The organism is Dietzia sp. WMMA184 (assembly GCF_002441635.1).
Taxonomy (GTDB): domain Bacteria; phylum Actinomycetota; class Actinomycetes; order Mycobacteriales; family Mycobacteriaceae; genus Dietzia; species Dietzia kunjamensis.
On sequence record NZ_NXEI01000001.1, the window covers coordinates 1,494,438 to 1,516,036 of the forward strand.

Genomic DNA, 21,599 nt, shown 5'->3' on the forward strand with positions numbered 1-21,599 from the left:
CGGCCACCCGCGGGTCCGGTCCGGACGGTTCCTGGGATACTGGACCCATGGCCGCCGATCGCACCCCCCGCGCCCCGCACGAGCAGTACCGCCTCGCCGACATCCCCGTCGACGACGCCTGGGTCCGCAAGCACAACGAGAGCCTCGCCGAGGTGCGGCGGCTGCAGTGGTCCGCGGGCATCCTCGGTGTGCTCGTCCTGGCCGCGGCCGTGGGCCTGCTCATCTACTCCGGCTTCGAGGCCTGGGCCTGGATCGTCGCCGCGCTGGCCGGGGTCTTCGCTCTCGGATGCCTGGCGATGATCGGGTACATCCCGCGCAAAATGGGCTCGATGCAGCGCACCTACGCCACCTCGGAACTCGTCCCGGCCATCATCGCCGAGGTGCGCCCCCGCGGGCTGACCCTCCTGGCGCTGGTCGACCGTGCCGTCGACCGCTCCGCCGGAAAGCTCCCCGCGCTGGCCGTCCGCAGCTGCGAGAAGCTCCCGGGTCACGACGTCCGCGTGGGCGAGCGCGTGCCGTGCGTGGCCGTGGTCGGCAACCGCAGCGCCCGCGGCGGCGACAACCTGTACCAGTTCATCTCACCCATGCCCGTCGCATGGGCGACCTCCGACAAGGCCGTCCTGCGCCGACTCGAGAAGGAGATCCCCTCCGGCGAGTGGGAGCGGGTGCGCCAGAACCTCGACCGGGTGGACGAGGTCTCGGCCACGCCGACGAGCCTGCTCCCCCTCGACTGAGCGGCCCCCCTCCCCCGGCATCTGCGCAAGCGACCGCCCTCACCCGGTTCCCGGCATCCGCGCGCCCTCGGCACGCCCGCACCCGTAGCCCGTCCGCGGCCTCACCCGCCGCCGGGCCCCCTGTGAACTAAGCGTCACGGGACCGTGATCCGACGCCACAGTTCCGCAACACCGCCTTCCTAGCCTGATCGGTACAGGCTCGAAGGAGGTCCAGGAATGACTGAGCACATCGTCGTCGTCGGGCACGGGATGGTCTCCCACCGATTCGTCTCCACCCTCGGCTCGCGGTACGCCGACACCGACCTGGCCGTCACGGTGATCGGCGAGGAACCCGACCCCGCGTACGACCGCGTGGGCCTCTCGGCCTATGTCGGCGCCTGGGAACGTGCGGCCCTGCACCTCGAGGACGCCCGCCACTCCGCCGACCCGAGGGTCACCGTCCGCTCGGGACACCTCGTCACGGCGATCGACCGATCCGCGCGGCAGGTCGAACTCGACTCCGGCGAGTTCATCTCCTACGACACGCTGGTCCTGGCCACCGGCTCACGCGCGTTCGTCCCGCCCGTGCCCGGTCACGACCTGCCCGGCTGCCATGTCTACCGCACCCTCGACGACCTCGACGCGATCCGCGCGGCCGCCGAGACCGCAGGGCCCGGCGCGCACGGCGTCGTGATCGGCGGCGGGCTGCTCGGCATCGAGGCCGCCAACGCGTTGAGCCTGATCGGGCTGACCCCGCACGTCGTGGAGCGCAACGACCGGCTCATGCCCGTCCAGGTCGACGGTCGGGGCGGCGCGCTGCTGGGCGACCTCATCCGCGACCGTGGCATCGAGGTGCACCTGAGCGTGACCGACACGGTGATCGAACCGCGCGACGGTGCGGACAGTGACGGCGGGGTCCGGGTGACCCTGACCGGCGACGACGGCGAGACGACCGCGGTCGAGGCAGCGGTCGTGGTGTTCTCCGTCGGTGTGCGCCCCCGTGACGAGCTCGCCCGCGGGGCCGGGTTGGCACTGGCCGAGCGGGGCGGCGTGCTGACCGACCGGGCGTGCCGCACCTCGGACCCGCACGTGTTCGCGATCGGCGAGTGCGCGGCCATCGAGGGCACCTGCTACGGCCTGGTCGGACCCGGGTACGCCTCCGCCGAGGTGGTCGCCGCCCGGCTGGGCGACGGTCCGGGCGCCGACGCCGAGTTCACCGGCGCCGACCTCGCCACCAAACTCAAGCTCATGGGGGTCGACGTGGCCAGCTTCGGCGACGCCCACGGGCGCACGCCCGGCTGCCTCGAGTTGGTGGTGGACGACCCCGTCACGCGCACCTACTCCAAACTCGTCCTCAGCGACGACGCCCTGACCCTGCTCGGCGGGGTGTTCGTCGGGGACGCGGGCCCGTACCAGCTGCTCAAGCCGCTGCTCGGGCGCACCTTGCCGTCGTCCAATCCCCTGTCCCTCATCACTCCCGGCGCCGCGGCGGACGGTGGGGGTGTCGGCGTGGAGTCGCTGCCCGACGACGCCCAGATCTGTTCCTGCAACGCCGTCACCAAGGGCACGCTGCGCGACGCGATCTGTGGCGGGGCGTGCGACGTCCCGGCACTCAAGGCGTGCACCCGCGCCGGCACCTCGTGTGGGTCGTGCCTGCCGCTCATGCGTCAGGTGCTCGAGGCCGAGGGGGTCGAGCAGTCCACTGCACTGTGCGAGCACTTCGACCAGTCCCGCTCGGAGCTGTTCGAGATCGTCACGGTCACCGGGATCCGGACCTTCTCCGGCCTGATCGGGCGCTTCGGCCGCGGCTCCGGCTGCGACATCTGCAAGCCCACCGTCGCCTCGATCCTCGCCTCGACCAGCTCCGACCATGTTCTCGACGGCGAGCAGGCCTCGCTGCAGGACACCAACGACCACTTCCTGGCCAACATCCAGAAGAACGGCACCTATTCGGTGGTCCCGCGGATGCCCGGCGGGGAGGTCACGGCCGATCAGCTCATCGTGATCGGCGAGATCGCACGCGACCACGACCTGTACGTCAAGGTCACCGGCGGCCAGCGGATCGATCTCTTCGGCGCGCGTGTGGAGGAGTTGCCGCAGATCTGGCGACGCCTGGTCGACGCGGGCATGGAGTCCGGTCACGCCTACGGCAAGTCGCTGCGCACGGTGAAGAGCTGCGTGGGTACCTCGTGGTGCCGCTATGGTCAGCAGGACTCCGTGGGGATGGCGGTCCTGCTCGAGACCCGGTACCGCGGGTTGCGCGCGCCGCACAAGATCAAGATGGGCGTCTCCGGCTGTGCCCGCGAGTGCGCCGAGGCCCGTGGCAAGGACGTCGGCGTGATCGCCACCGAGACCGGGTGGAACCTCTACGTCGGTGGTAACGGGGGCGCGACCCCGCGGCACGCCCAGCTGCTGGCCGGGGATCTCACGGACGACCAGCTCATCCGCTACATCGACCGCACGGTGATGTTCTACGTCCGCACCGCCGAGCGGTTGCAGCGGATCGCACCGTGGCTCGAATCGCTGGAGGGCGGCATCGACCACCTGCGTGAGGTCGTGTGCGAGGACTCCCTGGGGCTCGCGGCCGAGCTCGAGGGCCGGATGGAGTCGCACGTCGAGGGGTACGTGGACGAGTGGGCGGCCGTCCTGGACGACCCCGACAAGCTCTCCCGTTTCGTCTCGTTCGTCAACGCCCCCGAGGCGCCGGACCCCACCGTGCAGTTCGAGGAGCGCGACGGCCGCAAGGTGCCGGTCCTGCTCGGTTCGCCGTCAATGCCGGCCCGCGTCTGACCGTCCCGCCCCGGACACCGGCCAGCTCTGCCGGCCACCCCGCCCACGTCTCCCGCTCACCAGCTCCGCCCACTACTTCCGCTCACCAGTCCCGCCCACCAGGAGGAGATCCGTCATGACCACCACCCAGCTGTTCACCGCCACCCGCCCCGCTCCCGCATCGGGCGCCGCGCGCCCCGCCGAGATCGCCGTCTGCCCGGTCGGCCGCCTCATCCCGGGGCGTGGGGTCGCCGCCCTGCTGCCCGACGGCCGCCAAGTGGCGGTGTACAAGATCGACGACGACGAGGTCCGCGCCCTCTGCAACATCGACCCCGTCGCCCGGGCCGCCGTGATGAGCCGCGGCCTGGTGGGCGACCGCGCCGGCGAACCCGCGGTGATCTCACCGATCGGGAAGCAGGCCTATGCGCTGGCCGACGGTCGCGGCCTCGACGACCCCTCGCACGGACTCTCGGTGTTCCCCGCCCGGGTCGCCGCCGATGGCACGGTGTTCGTGGCTACCCAGCCCGCCGTCCGGCATGCCCGCGTGATCGCGGCGTAGGCGCCGCCCGGCCGGCGGCCCGTTCCCGAACCGGGGGCAGCGCACCCACTCGCGGGTGCGCTGCCCCTTCTCCGTGCGCCGCCCCGCTGGCGTGCGCCGCCCCGCTGGCGTGCGCCGCCCCGCTGGCGTGCGCCGCCCCGCTGGCGTGCGATGGCAATATGCACATTCACTGGCGGGTTACGCTGCGGGTGTGGACCATTCAGGGCGCGTACGTCGAGGAGTCCGCAGGGCCGGCGGCGCCTTTAGATGCTGAGTCGGTATCCGCGCTTGACCACGGTCGTGACCAGGTCGGGAACGCCGAGCGCGCGCCGCAGCCGACCCATCGCGGTCTCGACGGCGTGCAGGTCGGTCCCGTCCCCGGGCAGGGCGGCGAGCAGATCATCGCGACTCACGCAGGCCCCGGGGCGTCGGGCGAGGACCCGCAGGAGCGCGAGCTGGGCCGGGGTGAGCTCCACCGGTTGTCCGTCGACCAGCGCGGCCGCCGCACACACGGTGAGCTCGTGTCCGGCGACCTGGATCGGCGCGGTCCGGGCGGCGAGTTCGTCGGTGGTGTGCCTCATGAGTGAGCCCAACCGCATCCGGTCCGGACTGGTGAACGGCACCTCGAGCTCGGCCAGTGGCGCCGCGGTCACCGGCCCGACGCACAGTGCGGCGACGGGCCCGCTGAGCGCGTCGAGCAGGTCGTCGAACACGCCCAGGGCCTCGGCCCGCGTGAGCACCGCCACCACCGCCGGCGCCGCGGTGAAGGTCACGCCGTCGACGCCCTGCGCCGCGATGGTCCGCACCAGATCGTCGAGTGCCGCGAGATCCTCGGGCAGCTCCCAGCGGTAGACAGGCACCTCGATCACGTCGGCCCCCGCCTCGCGGAGCCCGTCGAGCAGCACCGACATCGGATTCCACCCGGAGCCCGCGCCCTGGATCTGGACGCCGATGGTCAGACCCTCCACGCCGCGCTCGAGCAGCATCTCCAGCAGCTCCGGGCTGGCCTCGCTCTTGGCCGAGGCGTGCTCGCGCAGGCCGGCGGCACGGATCGCGCCGGTGGTCTTGGGTCCGCGGGAGTACAGCGGGACCGCGCCCATCAGCTCGAGCAGGTCGTCGGCCAGGCCCCATTCCTCGCACACCTGCATCCACCAGCGCACGCCGGCCGCGGTGGTGAGCACCATGAGGTCGGCGGGCGCGGCGAGCAGGCGACCGGTGGCCTCGCGCACCACCGTGTCCTCGGCGATGGGGATCATGTGCATCGCCGGGGCGTGCAGGACGGTGGCCCCGCGCCGCTCGAGGAGGGTCCGTTGTTCGGAGGCTCGCCGGGCGGCGGTGACGGCGACAGTACGTCCGAGCAGCGGGAGATCGGGTTCGGAGGTGGTCACGTCGGAATCGGTCACTCCCCCATCATGACCGAGGCGTGTGTCCGGCAGGTTTCCCTCCACCACGTCGTCCGCCCCCGCCGCAGCACCGCACGCACCCGCCTCCGCGTCCCGTGACCGCTCGTCCCTCGTCATCCCGCCTCCTGTAGCCATCCGCATATCCCTTCGACCGCCGACGAGCACCCACCGCAGCCCGTCCCGGCGCGGGTCCGCTGCGCCAGGGCACCGTTGTCGCGTGCCCCGTCGGCCCAGGCCGCGACCAGGTCTCCCTTGCTCACACCGTTGCAGCGGCAGACCACCGCCGCGGCCGGCATGGTCGACGGTGTCTGTGCGGCCACCGCCTCGGCCCGTCCCAGCACCACCGACACCACGTCGTCAGGCACGGGAAGGGCGTTCTCGAACAGCTGCGTCAGCGTCCCGACCGGCTCGGGGTGGCCGATCAGCGCGGCGCCCACCACCCGTCCGCCCGCCACGTCGACGCGGGCGTACCGTCCGCGGGCGGGTTCGCTCAGGGTCGTGACCTCGATCGGCGCACCGGTGTCCGGGCACCGCGATCCGTAGACGTCGGCCGCGAGGGAGCCCAGGGCGACCACGTCGAGCCCGTGGGCCTTGAGTCTGGTCACCTCCGCGCCCCCGAGGTATCTCGCCCGCGGGTCCGCGCCGCTGAGCCGGGCGGCCAGCACCACGGCCTGGTCCCAGGCGGGCGCGACCAGACCTGCGACGACGCCCCGGTGCTGCGCGCAGTCGCCGATCGCGGAGATGGCGGGATCGCTGGTGGTCAGCTCGTCGTCGACGACCACGCCGTGGCCCACCTCCAGCCCGGCGTCGCGCGCCAGGTCCGTCCGGGGCGCGGACCCGGCGGTGAGCACGACCGTCCGGCAGCGCACCTCGCCGTCGTCGAGCGTCAGGGTGACGCCGTCCCACCTCGTGGCGCGTACGCCGGTGAGCACCCGCACCCCGAGTGCCGCGAGAGCGCGGACCAGTACGGCGCCGGCGCCGGCGTCGAGGCACCCGTTCATGGGCCGGTCGCGGGGGTGGACGACGACGACGTCGTGCCCCGCCCCGGCGAGTGCGCAGGCGATCTCCAGGCCGATGAAGCCCGCACCGACGACCGCGACCGGGCCGGGGTGTGCGGCGAGATGAGCGGTCAGTTCTCGTTGACCCGCGGCATCCCGGAGGGTGAACGCGCCGGGCGCCAGACCACGGCCCGGGCCGCGGATGCCGTCGACGGGCGGGATGCGGGGTGCGGCTCCCGTGGCCAGGACCAGGTGGTCGTAGCCGATGCGTTCGCCGTCGGCGAGCTCCACCTCGCGGCAGGCGCGGTCGATCGCCGCGACAGGTGTAGAAGTCCGGACCGTGATGTGGTGCCGTTCCCACCAGGCCGAGGGCTTGAGCCGGGCAACCGGCGCTGGCGCGACGGGGGCGGGGGCCGCGGGAGCCGCTGCGGGCGCGTCGGGGGCGTCGGGGGCGGCGACCGGCCGGGCCGCGACGGCGTGGGACAGCATGATCCGGTTGTACGGTTCCTCCGGTTCCGCGCCCAGCACGGTCACCGACAACCGCTCCGGGTCCGGCTCGCCGACGCGCAGTTCCTCCGCGAGTCGGGCTGCGGCCATCCCGGCGCCCACCACGACGACGCGGCGCGCGCTCATGCCGCCTCCAGCCGGACCGCGCACACCTTGAACTCGGGCATCCGACTGTGCGGGTCGAGCTCCGGCAGGGTGAGCAGGTTGGCCCGGCCGTCGCCCGGGAAGTGGAACGGCAGGAATACGGTGTCGGTGCGCATGTCCTCGTCGCAGCGGATCACGGCCTCGACCGCGCCCCGCCGCGACACGACGCGCGCCGCTTCGCCGTCGACCAGGCCGGCCGCGCGTGCCACGACGGGGTGGACCTGCACCCACATGTCCGGTTCGGCGCCGGCGAGCTCGGCGACCCGCCGGGTCTGGGCGCCCGACTGGTAGTGCGCGAGCAGGCGGCCGGTGGTGCCGAGCAGCGGGAACTGGGCGTCGGGTGGTTCGGCGGGTGCGCGCGGTTCGTCCACGACGAACCGGGCGCGGCCGTCGGGCGTGGCGAAGCGGTCGAGGAACAGGCGGGGCGTGCCGTCCGGCGAGTCGGCGCCGCACGGCCAGTGGAGGGCCTCGCCGGCGTCGAGTCGGTCCCAGTCGATCGCCGAGTAGTCGGCCTTGCCGCCGGCGGAGGCGCGGGCGAGCTCATCGAACACCGCGCGGGCGTCGGTCGGGAACCGCTCGGGTCCGCGGTCCAGGCGGCGGGCGAGCTCGTGCCAGATCCACAGTTCGTCGCGCACGCCGGCGGGCGGGGTGACGGACAGGCGTCGCCGCAGCACCCGGCCCTCGAGACTGGTGAGCGTGCCCTCCTCCTCCGCCCACTGGGGCACGGGCAGGACGACGTCGGCCAGCGCGGCGGTCTCCGAGAGGACGAAGTCGGCCACGACGAGCGTGTCGAGCGCGCGTAGCCGCTCGGTCACCCGGTCGGCGTCGGGCGCGGAGACCACCGGGTTGGAGGCGTGGAGCAGCATCGCGGTGGGCCCGCCCGGCCGGCCGAGCGAGTCGAGTAGTTCGAACGCCGACAGACCCGGGCCGGGGATCTGCTCCGGGTCCACTCCCCACACCCCGGCGACGTGCGCGCGGGCGGCGGGGTCGGTGATCATCCGGTACCCGGGCAGCTGGTCGGCCTTCTGCCCGTGCTCGCGGCCGCCCTGCCCGTTGCCCTGCCCGGTGAGGGTGCCGTAGCCGCTCCCCGGACGTCCCGGCAGTCCCAGCGCCAAGGCGAGCGCGATGGCGGCGCCCACCACGGCGGTGCCGTCGGCGTGCTGCTCGGCGCCCCGGGCGGTGAGGATGTACGACCCCGCCCCGGCGTCGCGGGCATCGGCGAGCAGGGCGACCGCCCGCTCGAGGTGCGCGACAGAGACGCCGGTGACGCGCTCGGTGCGGTCGGGAAGCCAGGCGGCGGCGTGCGCCCACGCGTCGGCGAATCCGCTGGTGCGCTCGGCGATGTACCGCGTGTCGACCGCGCCGGTGACGACGACGAGGTGCAGCAGTCCCAGCGCGAGTGCCGCGTCCGTGCCGGGGCGCAGTCGCAGGTGCACACCGCCCCCGTCGAGGGCGCGCCGCGCGGTCGCGGTGAGCCGGGGGTCGGCCACCACGAGCCCGCCGGCGCGTGCTGCCGTGTCGAGGTGCTGGAGGAACGGAGGCATGGTGTCGGCGGGGTTGGCACCGATGAGCATCACGGCCCGGGCGTCGGCGAGGTCGGTGACGGGGAACGGCAGTCCGCGGTCGAGGCCGAAGCTGCGGTTCGCGGCCGCCGCGGCGCTGGACATGCACCAGCGGCCGTTGTAGTCGATGAGCCGGCTGCCCAGCGCGAGCCGGGTGAACTTGCCCAGCTGGTAGGCCTTCTCGTTGGTCAGGCCGCCCCCGCCGAACACGGCCACACCGTCGGGCCCGCCCGCGGCCTGCGCCCGGCGGATCCCCTCGGTCACGCGGTCCAGGGCGGTGTCCCAGTCGCACGGCTCCAATCGCCCGTCGTGACGGATGAGCGGGGTGGTGAGCCGGCCCGGGTGATCGAGCAGCTCTCCCGACGTCCACCCCTTACGGCACAGCCCGCCACGGTTGGTGGGGAACCACGCGGGCGCCACCTCGACCGCCTCGGTCGGGTCCGCCGCCGGCGTCACCGTCATCGCGCACTGCAGGGCGCAGTACGGGCAGTGCGTGTGGGTGGGCCGGTCCCCGCCGGGGCCCGCCTCAACGGGCTCGGGCACCGTCGTCAGGTTCGGCACCTCCGGGCTGCTGCGAACGGTCGTCATGGTGCTCTCCTCGTCGTCGTCGTCCCCTAGTCCCCGTCGGTCAGCGCGCGGCCGGCACCGGACGTGCGGCCCGGCCCTGTTCCGACGCGGTGCTGGACGCCGCGCCCCCGGGCACTGTCGCCGCTGCCCCGGCCCCCGTCGGCGCGGCGCTCGGACGCCGGAGGTACACCGCCCGCGTGACGAGCGCCGCCACCACGTAGAAGACCGTGAACGCCACGAACGCCCAGGTCGCGGACCCCGATGACTGGTAGGAGCTGCGCAGGGTCATGTTGATGAGGAACCCGCCGAACGCGCCGACCGCGCCGGCGACCCCGATGAGGGCGCCCGAATGCGCGCGCGACCACGCCGCCCGGGCGGCCTCCGGCAGGTCCAGGCCGCGGCTACGGGCCTCGTAGACGGTGGGGATCATCTTGTAGACCGAGGCGTTGCCCACCCCGGTGAGCGCGAACAGGGTGAGGAACGCCGCGAAGAACAACACCAGCGCGCCGCCGGACAGTCGGCCGCCGTCGGCCGCCTGCATGCTCGAGGTGACGATCAGCGCCACCGTCGTCGCGGCCATGCCGAGGAAGGTCACCAGGGTGACCCGGGCACCGCCGAAGCGGTCGGACAGGCGGCCACCCAGCATGCGGGTCAACGAGCCCAGCAGCGGGCCGAGGAATGTGATCTGCGCGGCGTGGAGAGCGGCGTCGGCCGGGGACTGCCCGTTACCGGTGAAGGTCATGGTGAGCATCTGCCCGAAGGCGAAGCTGAACCCGATGAACGAGCCGAAGGTACCGATGTAGAGCAGTGACAGCACCCAGCCGTCGCGGTCGCCTGCCACGTCGCGCATACTCGTCACGTCCACGGTGTGGTGCTCGAGGTTGTCCATCTTGCATGCCGCGCCGATCCCCGCGACCACCAGCAGGACCAGGTACACCGCGATCACCCAGTGCGGCGAGCGGCTTCCGGCCGCGGCGATCACCACCAGCCCCACCACCTGGATGGTCGCCACACCCAGGTTGCCGCCGCCCGCGTTGAGGCCCAGCGCCCAGCCCTTCATGCGCTGCGGGAAGAAGGCGTTGATGTTGGTCATGGACGAGGCGAAGTTGGCGCCGCCCAGGCCCGCGAGGGCACCCACAACCAGGTACAGCCACAGCGGCTGACCGGGATTGGCCATGATCCACAGCATCGCGCCCGCCGGGATGAGCAGGACGAACGCGGAGAACATGGTCCAGTTGCGGCCGCCGAACGTCGCGGTGGCCAGCGTGTACGGGATGCGCAGGAACGCACCCGTGAGGGTGACCACCGCGGAGACCAGGAACTTGTCCGGCGCGTCCAGCCCGTACACGTCTGCCGGCATGAACAGGACCATCACCGCGAACAGCGTCCACACAGAGAAGCCGACGTGCTCGGCGAACACCGACCAGTAGAGGTTGCGCTTCGCGACGCGGCGACCCCCCGCCTCCCATTGCGCGGTGTCCTCCGGATCCCAGTTCTCGATCACGTGTGAGCGTGGCATCGACAGTCCTTCCCCCGTCGTGGGCACCCACCCGGCGCCCTGTGCCACGCAACGGTAGGAATTCGCTGTTTCCCCCGCGCTACCCGTCGTGACGGTCCCGTCACGGTGTACTCACGTCTGACGGATCGGCCTGTGAGGGTGCCGCTCGCGTGGTCGACTGGGTCCATGTCACGCACCGTCACACGACTCCGCCGCGTCGCTCTCGCCGCGGTCCTCCTGGCCACGCCGCTGCTCGGCCCCCTCGCGACCGCGCCCGCCGCCCTCGCCCAGTCACTCGACGATCCCGCCTGGCCCGCCGACCGCCCGTTCCCACCCGCCACCGACGGCCCGTTCGGATGGGCCGAGCTCTCGTACTGGCCCTACGCCGTCGCGCCGTCGGATCCGCAGTTCTGGGCCCCGAACGGAGCACCCATGCGCGTGCTCTCCCCGTTCGGCACGGACACGGAGATCTGGTGCTCGAACTACGTGTCCCAGGGATCGGACTGTTGGCAACGTGACCCCTCGGGGACGCCGCACCGGCTCCACCGCATCACGGTGCTCTCGGACGTGATCACCGGATCGACGGGGTCCGCGGCCGACGGGAGCGTCCGGGGCGCCTACGACCTGGCCTACGAGCTGGAATGGCCCACCACGTCGGGCGGTATCGGAATCCCCGCCGGCACCGTCCCCGGCTCGACTACCACCACGTGGGTCTCGCTGATGCCGCTCTCCCCGTTCGGCGCCGACTCCCGGGACTTCGACGTGTGGGTGCACCCGGAGTTCGTGCCCGGCAGCTGAGTAACCTGGGACGGTCGAACCCGCTGCGAAAGGACCCACCGCCGTGCCGTTCCCCCTGGATGTCCCCGAGTCCGAGCTGCGTAGACGGCGGAGCCAGAAGTGGGTGGCCTACCCCGAGGACGTCCTGCCGCTGTTCGTGGCCGAGACCGACGTCTTGCTCGCCCCGGCGATCCGGGAGCGCCTCGCCGCCGCGGTGGCGGACGGCGACACCGGCTACTTCGCCGAGATCGAGCGACTCGCCGGTGTGTGCGCGCGGTACTACTCGCGCTTCGGGTACGACGTGCCGGAGGACGCGGTGGTGCCGGTCAACGACGTCGGCGTGGGCGTGCGGGAGACCCTCGCCCGGACCATCCCGGCCGGGAGCGGCGTGGTGTACACGCCGCCGGTGTACATGCCGTTCGGACCGTGGATCCGGCGCGTGGGGATGACGCCGGTCGCGGTGCCCCTGGTCGACCACGACGGCGAGGACCCGCGACTGGACCTGGCGGGCATCGAGCAGGCGTTGGCCGACGGGGCCCGGGCCGTGCTGCTCAGTCACCCGCACAACCCCACGGGCGTTCTTCACGGCCAGGCAGAGTTGGCCGAGCTCGCCGACCTGGCCGCGCGGCACGACGCCGTGGTGGTCTCCGACGAGATCTGGGCGCCCCTGGCCATGCCGGAAGTCGAGTTCCACTCGTTCCTGGCCGCCTCCGACACCGCGCGCGAGGTGGGGCTGGCCATCTCGTCGGCGTCCAAGGCGTTCAACCTCGCCGGACTCAAGTGCGCGTTCGTGATCAACGGCAACCCGGAGCGGTTCCACGTCCGGCGCTCGGCGCTGTCGGGCGCCGTGGGGCACTTCGGGGCGTTGGCCGCGGAGGCCGCGTTGACCGGGTCCCTGGACTGGCTCGATGAGCTGCGTTCCGCGCTCGCGTCGAACCTCGATCTGATGGGGCGGCTGCTGGCCGAGCACCTTCCCCGCGCGCGGTGGCGTCGGCCCGACGCCGGGTTCGTGGCATGGATCGACCTGCGCGGCTACCCGGGCCTGGGTGACGACCCGGCCGCGGCGTTCCTCGACGAGGGGCGGGTGGCGCTCAGCCCCGGGCCGGCGTTCGGCTCGGAGGGCAAGGGATTCGCCCGGGTGAACTTCGCCTGCTCCGCCGAGCTGCTCACCGAGGCGTTCGTGCGGATGGGCCGAGTCGCCGCAGAGCGCGGCTGACGCCGGATTCCACGCGCTCGCGCGGATCGGGTTCGGGTCCGGCCCCGCCGTCACCCGCCGGCGGCGCCACCGTGGCCGCGGCGCCACAGGAACACCGTCATCGTGGCGGTGAGGACGGTCCGCCCGTCCTGATCGTGCATCTCGATGTCCATCCCAACCCGCCCCCTCGCCTCGTCGAGGCTCACCTCGGTCACGGTGGCCGTGCCACTCAGCGTGGCGCCCGGACGCACCGGGGCGGTGAAGCGCAGGCGCTCGAATCCGCGCCCGGCGATCACGGCCGACCGTGAGTAGAACGCCTCCACGCTGAGCCTCTGGAGGATCGCCACGGTGTGGATGCCGCTGGCGATCACGCCTCCGTGGTGCCCGGTCGCAGCGGCGGCCGGGTCCGTGTGGAACCACTGGGGATCCCACTCGGACGCGAACTCGACGATCTCCTCCTCCGAGAGGGTCATCTCCCCGAGTCGGATCCGATATCCACTGTGCAGATCGTCCGCCGTGATCAGCTCGGACATCTCGCTTTCCCTTTCTGCGAATCGGCCATAGTGTCGCGTTTCTGAAGTTGGTTTAGGGTTCGCTTTCGCGAGGATCTGTTCGGGAGTTTTAGTCCAGACGAACGGGTGTTTGCGGTCGTTCCAGCCCGTGATGAACTGGCGAATCTTGGCATTGAGGTCCTTGACGGATGTAAAGACACCACGGCGGATGGCCTGCCGGTCAATGATCCCGAACCAGACTTCCACGAGGTTGAGCCAGGATCCGGACGTCGGGGTGAAGTGCACGTGGAACCGCGGATGCTGTGCCAGCCACACCTTCACCGCCGGGGTCTTGTGGGTCGCGTAGTTGTCCATCACCAAGTGCAGGTCAACCTCCGGGTAGGCGCGGTCGAGTTGACGCAGGAACGCCAGGAACTCCTGATGGCGATGCTTCGGCTTGACCGCACCGGTGACGTGCCCGGTCGCAATGTCCAACGCAGCGAACAGAGTCGTGGTGCCGTGCCGCTTGTAATCGTGGGTGTGCCTTTCGATGCTCCCGGTGCGCATCGGCAGCATCGGCGCGGTCCTATCCAGCGCCTGGATCTGACTCTTCTCATCAACACACAACACGATCGCGTTGTCCGGTGGCGCCAAGTACAACCCCACCACGTCGGTGACCTTCGCGACCAGTTCGGGATCGGTGGAGAACTTGAACGTTCCGGCCCGCCAAGGCTGCACCCCGAACTTGCGCCACGCCCTGGCCACGGTGGCGTTACCGATCTTCAGATGATCCGCCAGCAGGCGTGAGGACCAGTGCGTCACCCCGTACTTCTTCGGCGGAGGAGTCAACGTCGTGGTGATGATCTTCTGGTCATCTATCCGCTTCGGCCGGCCAGAGCGCGACTCGTCGAACAGGCCCGCGATCCCATCCGCCTCATACCTGCCTCGCCACTTCCACACCGTCGTCGGCGTCGTTCGCTCCCGGTCAGCGATCCGAGAGTTCGCCTGACCTTCCGCCGCGAGCAGGATGATCCGCGCCCGCATCGCCAACCCCGATTGGATCGACGTTGACCGCGTCCACGACTCCAACTCCTCGCGGTCACCATCACGAAGAATCAAAGCCGGAGCTGGGCTATTGGGCATAACCCATTCTCCCAAACGCCCAAGCATTTAGTAACTAACGACACGCGACAATAGGAACAGCGGCCCCGAACGCCCTCCCGTGCGAGGTGGTGCACACGTTCCGTGACACCGCAGGGCGTTCGCACGCGCCGGGATGCTCGTACGGCGGTCGCCCCGGTATCCCCGGGACGACCGCCGTACGGGCAGTGTGGGAGGAGGTCAGCCCTGCTCGGCTGCCAGCTTCTTCAGCGACTCGGTGGGCGCGAAGCGCTTACCGTACTTGGCGGCCAGCTCCTCGGCGCGGGCGACGAAGCCCTTGTACCCGGTGGCGACCTTGGCCCCCGGCTCGGAGTAGTTCTTGGCGTACTGGCGGGTGCCGCCGGTCCACGCCGGGAATCCGATGCCGATGATGGAGCCGATGTTGGCGTCCGCGTCGTCGACGATCACGCCCTCGTCGACGCACTTCTGCGTCTCGAGGACCTCGGCGAAGATCATGCGATCGATGAGATCCTGCAGCGGGGGTGCGTTGTCCGGGGAGGTGTTGAACGCCTCGCGGAGGCCCGACCACAATCCGGCGCGCTTGCCGTCGGCGTACTCGTAGAACCCGGCGCCGGCGGCGCGGCCGGAACGATCGAGCTCCTCGACCATCTTGAGGATCACCTGGTCGACGGCGTCGGGGACGAACTCCTCACCAGCGGCCTCTGCGGCGTCGCGGGTCGCCTGACGGATCTTGACCATGAGGTTGAGATTCAGCTCGTCGGACAGCTGCAGCGGGGCCGCCGGGTAGCCGGCGATGCGGCCGGCCTGCTCGATGGTGGCGGGTTCGATGCCTTCGGCCAGCATCCCGATCGCCTCGTTGACGAACGTGCCGATGACCCGTGAGGTGTAGAAGCCACGCGAGTCGTTGACCACGATCGGGATCTTGCGGATGGCCAGCGTGAGATCGATCGCCTTGGCCAGCGTCTCCGGGGTGGTCTTGTCCCCCTTGATGATCTCGACCAGCTGCATCTTGTCGACGGGCGAGAAGAAGTGCAGGCCGATGAAGTCCTCGGGCCGCTTGACGCCCGTGGCGAGGTCGGTGATCGGCAGGGTCGAGGTGTTGGAGCCGAGCAGCGCGTCAGGGGCGACGATGTCCTCGATCTCCTGGAACACCTTCTTCTTCAGCTCGGGCGACTCGAAGACGGCCTCGATCACGAGGTCGCACCCCGCCAGGGCCTGCGGGTCTGTCGTGGGGGTGATGCGGGCGAGCAGGGCGTCGGACTTCTCCTGCGTGGTGCGACCGCGCTCGAGGGCCTTGGCCTCGATGCTCTCCGAGTACGCCTTGCCCTTGTCGGCGGAGGACTGCTCGACGTCCTTGAGCACGACCTCGATCCCGGCCTTCGCGCACACGTACGCGATGCCGGCGCCCATCATGCCGGCGCCGAGGACACCGACCTTCGTGAACTGGGTGCGCGGGATCTCCGAGCCGTCGGCGGCCTTGGGCCGGGCCCCGCCCGAGGAGCAGTGCTGCATGTCGAAGAAGAACGCCTGGATCATGTTCTTCGCGATGGGGCCGGTGACGAGGGACACGAAGTAGCGTGCTTCGATCTTCTCGGCGGTGGCGAAGTCGACCTGCGAGCCCTCTACGGCGGCGGCCATGATGGCGCGCGGTGCCGGGGAGGGTGCGCCCTTGGTCTGCTTGCGCATGTTCGCCGGGAACGACGGCAGGACGCCGGCCAGCGCCGGGTCACTGATGGTGCCGCCGGGCAGGGTCCAGCCCTTGCGGTCCCACGGCTGGCTCGCCTCGGGGTCGGTCTTGATCCAGGCCTTGGCTGCGTCGAGGAGCTTCTCGGGCTCGACGACCTCGTCGACCAGGCCGGCCTTGAGAGCCTTGTCCGGGGCGAAGGACCGGCCGGACATGAGAATGTTGGGCACGGCCTGCGCGAGGCCGAACATGCGGACGGTGCGGACGATGCCGCCGCCGCCCGGCAGCAGCCCGAGGGTGACCTCGGGCAGGCCGACCTTGGCGCCGCGGGCGTCGGCCATGACGCGGTGGTGGCAGGCGAGCGCGAGCTCGAGGCCACCGCCCAGGGCCGCGCCGTTGAGGGCGGCCACGACCGGAACGCCGCAGGTTTCAAGAGCGCGCATGCGGCCCTTGATGCTCATGGACCGCTCGAAGAGCTCGTCGGCCTGGTCGGGACCGGCCTTGATCATGGACTTGAGGTCGCCGCCGCCGAAGAAGCTCTTCTTGGCGGACGTCAGCACAACGCCCTTGATGGACTCCTTCTCGGCCTCGATGCGGTCGACGGTGGCGGAGAAGTCGTCGATGAACCGGGCGTTCATCGTGTTGGCGCCGTGGTCGGGGTCGTCCATGGTGAGGGTGACGATGCCGTCGCCGTCCTGCTCCCACCGGAACATGTTTTCGCTCACTGGTTTTCTACTCCTATGCCTGTGGTGTCGGTGCGGGTCAGACGCGTTCGATGATGGTGGCCACGCCCATGCCGCCACCCACGCAGAGGGTGATGAGGGCTCGTTTGCCGCCGGTGCGCTCGAGCTCGTCGAGCACCGTGCCGGTGATCATCGCGCCGGTCGCGCCGAGCGGGTGCCCCATGGCGATGGCGCCGCCGTTGACGTTGAGCTTCTCGTCGGGGATGTTCATGTCCTTCTGGAAGCGCAGCACGACGGAGGCGAAGGCCTCGTTGAGCTCCCACAGGTCGATGTCGTCGGGGGTCAGGCCGGCGGTGGCGAGCGCCTTCTTGGCCGCCGGGGTGGGCCCGGTCAGCATGATGGTGGTGTCGGCACCGGAGGTGGCCGCGGCGACGACGCGGGCGCGCGGGGTCATGCCCATCTCCTGCCCGGCCTTCTCCGATCCGACGACCACGAGTGCGGCGCCGTCGACGATGCCGGACGAGTTGCCACCGTGGTGGACGTGGTTGATCTCCTCGACCCAGTGGTACTTCTGCAGTGCCACCGCGTCGAATCCGCCCATGTCGCCGACCATGGCGAAGGACGGCTTGAGCTTGGCCAGGGCCTCGACGGTGGTGCCCGGGCGCATGTGCTCATCATGGTCGAGGATGGTGACGCCGTTGATGTCCTTGACGGGCACGACGGACTTGGCGAAGCGCCCCTCTTCCCATGCGCGGGCGGCCAGGCGCTGCGAGCGCTCGGCGTAGCGGTCCACGTCCTCGCGGGTGAACCCCTCGAGGGTGGCGATGAGGTCGGCGCCGATCCCCTGCGGGGAGAAGTAGGTGTCGTAGTTGGTGGCCGGGTCCAGAGCCCAGGCGCCGCCGTCGGAGCCCATCGGCGCCCGGGACATCGACTCGACACCACCGGCGAGGACGACCTCGTCCCACCCGGAACGGATCTTCTGCGCTGCCATGTTGATCGTGGTCAGACCGGAGGCACAGAAACGGTTGATCTGCACACCCGCGACGGTGTCGGGCATCTTGGCGGCCAGCGCGGCGATCCGCGGCAGGTCCATGCCCTGATCCCCCGTCGGGGTGACGATCCCGTAGATGATGTCGGAGATCCGGTTCTCGTCGAGATCGGGGAAGCGACGCCGCATCTCCTCGATGAGGCCGACGACCAGGTCGATCGGCTTGACCCCGTGCAGGGCGCCGCCAGGCTTGCCCTTGCCTCGCGGAGTCCGGATGGCGTCGTAGATGAATGCCTCGGTCATGGGTGGTCCACGGCCTTTCTCTGGGCGAGCTGATACGTGTTCCGCTTCACACTACGTTGTGCCCACCGGACGGTTCGGACTGCGGTCCGTTTCTGCACGAGACTCACCGGGCTCGCTCCGGTGGCACAGTGGGTCCCGTGACCGAGAACCACGCCGTATCCCCTGCCCTGGCCGAGCTCGCCGACGTCTGCGGCGTCGCATCGAGTTACGAGGACGCCGACGGCGTCCGTCGCGAGGTCCCGGCCTCGACCCTGCGCGCGGTGCTCGCCGCGATGGGCGTCGAGGTCGGCGGCGACGACGACGAGGGCGGCGTCTCCGAACGTGAGGCACTCGGTGCTGTTCGTCTGCGCCCCTGGCGACGTGTGCTGCCACCGACGCTGGTGGCGCGTGAGGGCACCGCCATCGGGTGCCCGGTCCACGTCCCGCGCGGCGCGATCGTGAATGTCGAGGTCCTTCTCGAGGACGCCGACGTGCCGTCGACGTTGCTCCCCCTTGACGAACCCCGGATCGCCCGGGATGTCGACGGGGTGGCGATGGAGCGGGTCACTCTGGCGGTCCCCGATGATCTGCCCGTCGGATGGCATCGCGTCACCGCAGTGGTCCGAGCCCCGGACGGCACCCGCCACTCCAGTGAGTGCACCCTGCTGGTCCATCCCCGCGCGATCCCCGTGCCCGCCGGACTCGAGGAGCACCGTGCAGTCGGGTTGGCGGCACAGATCTATCAGGTCCGGTCGGAACAGTCCTGGGGCGTCGGCGATCTGGCCGACCTCGGGGACCTCGCCGGGTGGGCGAGCCGCGACTTCGGCGCGGACTTCGTCCTGGTCAACCCCATGCATGCGGGTGAGCCGTTCGTGCCGGTCGGTCCGTCGCCCTATCTCCCGACGACCCGCCGGTTCGCCTCCCCCCTGTACCTGCGCCCCGAGCTCGTGCCGGAGTACTCCGCCCTGTCCGCCGCCGATCGCCGTCGCGTGGATGACCTGGCCCGCACCGCGGCTGCGACCAACACTGTGGACACGATCGATCGTGACAGTTCGTGGACCGCGAAGCTCGAGGCGTTGCGGATCCTGTTCATGGTCCCGCTATCCCGCGCCCGGGCCGAGTCGTTCGACCGGTTCGTCGACGAGCAGCCCGGGATTCTGGGCTTCGCCACGTGGTCCGCGCTGGCCGGCAACCACGGCCCCGACTGGTCCACCTGGCCGGAGGAACTCCGGGATCCGGGCTCGGAGGCCGTCGCGGGTTACGCCGACGAGAATCCGGAAGAGATCCGTTTCCACCTGTGGTTGCAGTGGTTGGTCGCGGAGCAGCGGGCGCACGCCCAGCACGAGGCCCTTTCCGCGGGGATGCGTCTCGGGGTCCTGCACGATCTGGCGGTGGGGGTCCATCCCACGGGCGCCGATGCGTGGTCGCTCCACCATTCACTGGCCCGTGGGGTCTCGGTGGGTGCTCCCCCGGACGCCTATAACCAACGCGGTCAGGACTGGTCGCAGCCGCCGCTCCGTCCGGACGCCCTCGCCGAGGAGGGCTACCGTCCCTTCCGCGACATCGTCCGCGCGGCATTGCGGGATTCAGGCGGCGTCCGGATCGATCACATCCTCGGCCTGTTCCGGCTGTGGTGGATTCCCCGGGGCGCGGCTCCGACCGAGGGCACATATGTCCACTATGACCACGAGGCGATGCTCGGAGTTCTCGCACTCGAGGCGTCACGGGCCGGCGCGGTCGTGGTGGGCGAGGACCTGGGAACGGTGGCTCCGGGGGTCCGCGAGACGTTGTCCGAGCTCGGGATCCTGGGCACGTCCGTGATGTGGTTCGAGCAGGACGAGGACGCCCCGATCCCGCCTGAGGACTATCGACGGCTGTGTATGGCGTCGGTGACGACCCATGATCTCCCGCCGACCGCCGGCTACGCCGACCTCGTCCATGTGGATATCCGCGAGGAGTTGGGACAGTTGACGGGCAACAGCGCCGAGGAACGTCGTGGTGCCGAGGCCGAGATCGAGGCCTTCACTGCTGTCGTGCGGGAGCGTGGCCTGCTCGACGGGGACTCCCCCGATGATCTGGTCGTGGCACTGCATCGATTCGTGGCCGAGTCGCCGTCGCTGTTGTTCGCCGTGTCGGTGGCGGATCTCGTGGGTGATCGCCGTGCGGTGAATGTTCCGGGGACGTCGGATGAGTATCCGAATTGGCGGGTGCCGTTGTCGGGTCCCGGTGGTGAGGTGGTGGGTGTGGAGCAGTTGCGGGGTTCGTTGTTGGCGCGTCGGGTGATGGGTGCCGCCGGCGGTCGGCTGGCCTGATGGCCGGGTCGGCCTGGTGTGGGCCGGCCTGGTGTGGGTGAAATGACGAGAGCCCCGAGTGGACCGTTCCCGTTCTGGTGGACACCCGGAGATGAGCGGTGAGTTCCCCCAAGATAGAGGGAGCGGATTATGGGATCGACTCGTCGGAGCTTCACTGCCGAGTACAAGGCCAACGCGGTAAGTTTGGTCATCGACGATGGCCGTACGATCGCCGAAGTTGCACGCAGTATCGGCGTTCACGAGATGACACTGGGGAAATGGGTGAAGAAGACTCGAGACGAGGGAAACGGCGATTCTGACCGCCCGTTGAATGAGGACGAGCGGGCAGAACTCGAGCGCCTCCGCGAAGAAGTGAAGCACGCCCGGATGGAGGCGGAGTTCGCAAAAAAAGTAGCGACCTGGTTCGCGAAAGACCCGCGGTGAAATTCGCGGCTATCGCGGACTGGGCTGAATCCAACTCCTACCCGGTCACGTTCATGTGTGCTCAACTCGGCGTCTCGACTTCTGGCTACTACAAGTGGCGCGGCACGTCCCGCTCAGCTCGAGACCTCCGAGACGACGAGTTAACAGCGCTGATCGAGCACCACTACGAGCACCTCAACGGCCGTCCCGGCGTTCGACGCATGCGCGCCGAGCTCGCCGCCGGCGGCCGCCGGGCCTCGCACAAGCGGGTGTGGCGGCTCATGAAGGCCGCAGGCCTGGAAGGCCGCCACCCGAAGGCGTGGAAGCGCACCACCGTCGCCGGAGACAGCCCCGTCGCCGCACCTGACCTCATCGGCCGCGACTTCACGGCGGCAGAGGCGAACACCAAGTGGTGCGGCGATATCACCTACGTGCGGACCTGGAACGGCTGGGCGTACGTGGCCACGGTCATCGATCTGCACTCCAGGATGGTCGTCGGATGGGCCGTGGCCGACCACATGCGCACCGAGCTGGTCACCGACGCACTGGACATGGCCATCGCTCGCCGTCGACCATCCGGAGAAGTCATATTCCACAGCGATCGCGGAACTCAATACACGTCCACCGACTTCGACAAATACTGCAGTGAAAACAATATCAGACGATCATTGGGGCGAACTGGCATTTGTTTCGACAACGCGGTCGCAGAATCATTCTTCGCGAGCTACAAGAAGGAACTCATTCACACGCGCCCATGGCCCACTCTCAAATCACTCAAAAAGAGCACATTCATCTGGATCGAGGAGTACTACAACAGGACGCGACGACATTCCACACTGGGCTATTTGACACCAGCCGAGTTTGAACTAGGATTCAGAGACATATACGAACTCGCCGCTTAATTGCAGTGGCCACTTTAGCGGGAACACTCCAGAGTCACCGGTGAGGGTGATTCGGGGCTCTC

General features: G+C 70.3%; 15 protein-coding genes and 1 pseudogene. 8 read left to right on the top strand and 8 right to left on the bottom strand.

Going from position 1 to position 21,599, the window contains the following annotated elements; translation table 11 throughout:
• Positions 1-47: 47 nt before the first annotated feature.
• The 3 genes from CK206_RS06890 (at position 48) to nirD (ending at position 4,041) form a co-directional block, all read left to right on the top strand.
• On the top strand, positions 48-734 hold the full coding sequence (locus CK206_RS06890) for a DUF3239 domain-containing protein (RefSeq protein WP_069390400.1): 687 nt from the start codon (positions 48-50) through the stop codon (positions 732-734).
• A 216-nt stretch (positions 735-950) separates the two neighbouring features.
• Positions 951-3,503, top strand: coding sequence for a nitrite reductase large subunit NirB (nirB, locus tag CK206_RS06895; RefSeq protein WP_096905949.1), 2,553 nt, complete (start codon positions 951-953; stop codon positions 3,501-3,503).
• A gap of 115 nt (positions 3,504-3,618) precedes the next feature.
• On the top strand, positions 3,619-4,041 hold the full coding sequence (gene nirD / locus CK206_RS06900; protein ID WP_096905950.1) for a nitrite reductase small subunit NirD: 423 nt from the start codon (positions 3,619-3,621) through the stop codon (positions 4,039-4,041).
• Positions 4,042-4,283: 242 nt separating this feature from the next.
• On the opposite strand, the gene CK206_RS06905 is transcribed toward nirD, so the two are convergent.
• From CK206_RS06905 to CK206_RS06920, 4 genes are all read right to left on the bottom strand, one after another.
• Positions 4,284-5,408 (bottom strand): uroporphyrinogen-III synthase, encoded by a 1,125-nt coding sequence (locus tag CK206_RS06905; RefSeq protein ID WP_173674832.1) that lies wholly within the window; start codon positions 5,406-5,408, stop codon positions 4,284-4,286.
• Between the two features lie 128 nt (positions 5,409-5,536).
• Entirely contained in the window at positions 5,537-7,054 is a 1,518-nt protein-coding gene (locus tag CK206_RS06910) for an FAD-dependent oxidoreductase (protein WP_096905952.1), read from the bottom strand.
• The gene (locus tag CK206_RS06915) at positions 7,051-9,222 is read right to left on the bottom strand and encodes a molybdopterin oxidoreductase family protein (RefSeq protein WP_096905953.1); all 2,172 of its coding nucleotides are present in this window, start codon (positions 9,220-9,222) and stop codon (positions 7,051-7,053) included. Before CK206_RS06915 ends, CK206_RS06910 begins: the two co-directional genes overlap by 4 nt.
• 40 nt (positions 9,223-9,262) lie before the next feature.
• Complete coding sequence (locus CK206_RS06920) at positions 9,263-10,720, bottom strand: NarK/NasA family nitrate transporter (protein WP_096905954.1); 1,458 nt, start codon at positions 10,718-10,720, stop codon at positions 9,263-9,265.
• 165 nt (positions 10,721-10,885) lie between these two features.
• Here CK206_RS06920 and CK206_RS06925 point away from each other — a divergent pair, with 165 nt between their 5' ends.
• Both CK206_RS06925 and CK206_RS06930 read left to right on the top strand, forming a co-directional pair.
• Positions 10,886-11,497 carry a hypothetical protein gene (locus tag CK206_RS06925; protein WP_096905955.1) on the top strand — a complete coding sequence of 204 codons (612 nt, stop codon included), beginning with the start codon at positions 10,886-10,888 and terminating at the stop codon, positions 11,495-11,497.
• 43 nt (positions 11,498-11,540) lie between these two features.
• A complete protein-coding gene (locus CK206_RS06930; RefSeq protein ID WP_096905956.1) occupies positions 11,541-12,692 on the top strand; it encodes a MalY/PatB family protein in 1,152 nt (383 codons plus the stop codon).
• Between the two features lie 50 nt (positions 12,693-12,742).
• Here CK206_RS06930 and CK206_RS19985 read toward each other — a convergent pair whose 3' ends face one another.
• The 4 genes and pseudogenes from CK206_RS19985 to CK206_RS06945 form a co-directional block, all read right to left on the bottom strand.
• The gene (locus CK206_RS19985; RefSeq protein ID WP_173674833.1) at positions 12,743-13,204 is read right to left on the bottom strand and encodes a MaoC/PaaZ C-terminal domain-containing protein; all 462 of its coding nucleotides are present in this window, start codon (positions 13,202-13,204) and stop codon (positions 12,743-12,745) included.
• A gap of 66 nt (positions 13,205-13,270) precedes the next feature.
• Positions 13,271-14,305: pseudogene (locus CK206_RS06935) on the bottom strand (IS630 family transposase); the annotation flags it as partial.
• Between the two features lie 198 nt (positions 14,306-14,503).
• A complete protein-coding gene (locus tag CK206_RS06940) occupies positions 14,504-16,693 on the bottom strand; it encodes a 3-hydroxyacyl-CoA dehydrogenase NAD-binding domain-containing protein (protein WP_096905958.1) in 2,190 nt (729 codons plus the stop codon).
• Positions 16,694-16,730: 37 nt separating this feature from the next.
• Positions 16,731-17,942 carry an acetyl-CoA C-acetyltransferase gene (locus CK206_RS06945; protein WP_096905959.1) on the bottom strand — a complete coding sequence of 404 codons (1,212 nt, stop codon included), beginning with the start codon at positions 17,940-17,942 and terminating at the stop codon, positions 16,731-16,733.
• 137 nt (positions 17,943-18,079) lie between these two features.
• On the opposite strand from CK206_RS06945, the gene malQ reads away from it, so the two are divergent.
• The 3 genes from malQ (at position 18,080) to CK206_RS06955 (ending at position 21,537) form a co-directional block, all read left to right on the top strand.
• Entirely contained in the window at positions 18,080-20,233 is a 2,154-nt protein-coding gene (malQ, locus tag CK206_RS06950; RefSeq protein WP_216824120.1) for a 4-alpha-glucanotransferase, read from the top strand.
• Positions 20,234-20,362: 129 nt separating this feature from the next.
• The gene (locus CK206_RS20095; protein WP_205475954.1) at positions 20,363-20,656 is read left to right on the top strand and encodes a transposase; all 294 of its coding nucleotides are present in this window, start codon (positions 20,363-20,365) and stop codon (positions 20,654-20,656) included.
• Complete coding sequence (locus tag CK206_RS06955; RefSeq protein ID WP_216824121.1) at positions 20,653-21,537, top strand: IS3 family transposase; 885 nt, start codon at positions 20,653-20,655, stop codon at positions 21,535-21,537. The genes CK206_RS20095 and CK206_RS06955 overlap by 4 nt, the downstream gene beginning before the upstream one ends.
• Positions 21,538-21,599: the final 62 nt, after the last annotated feature.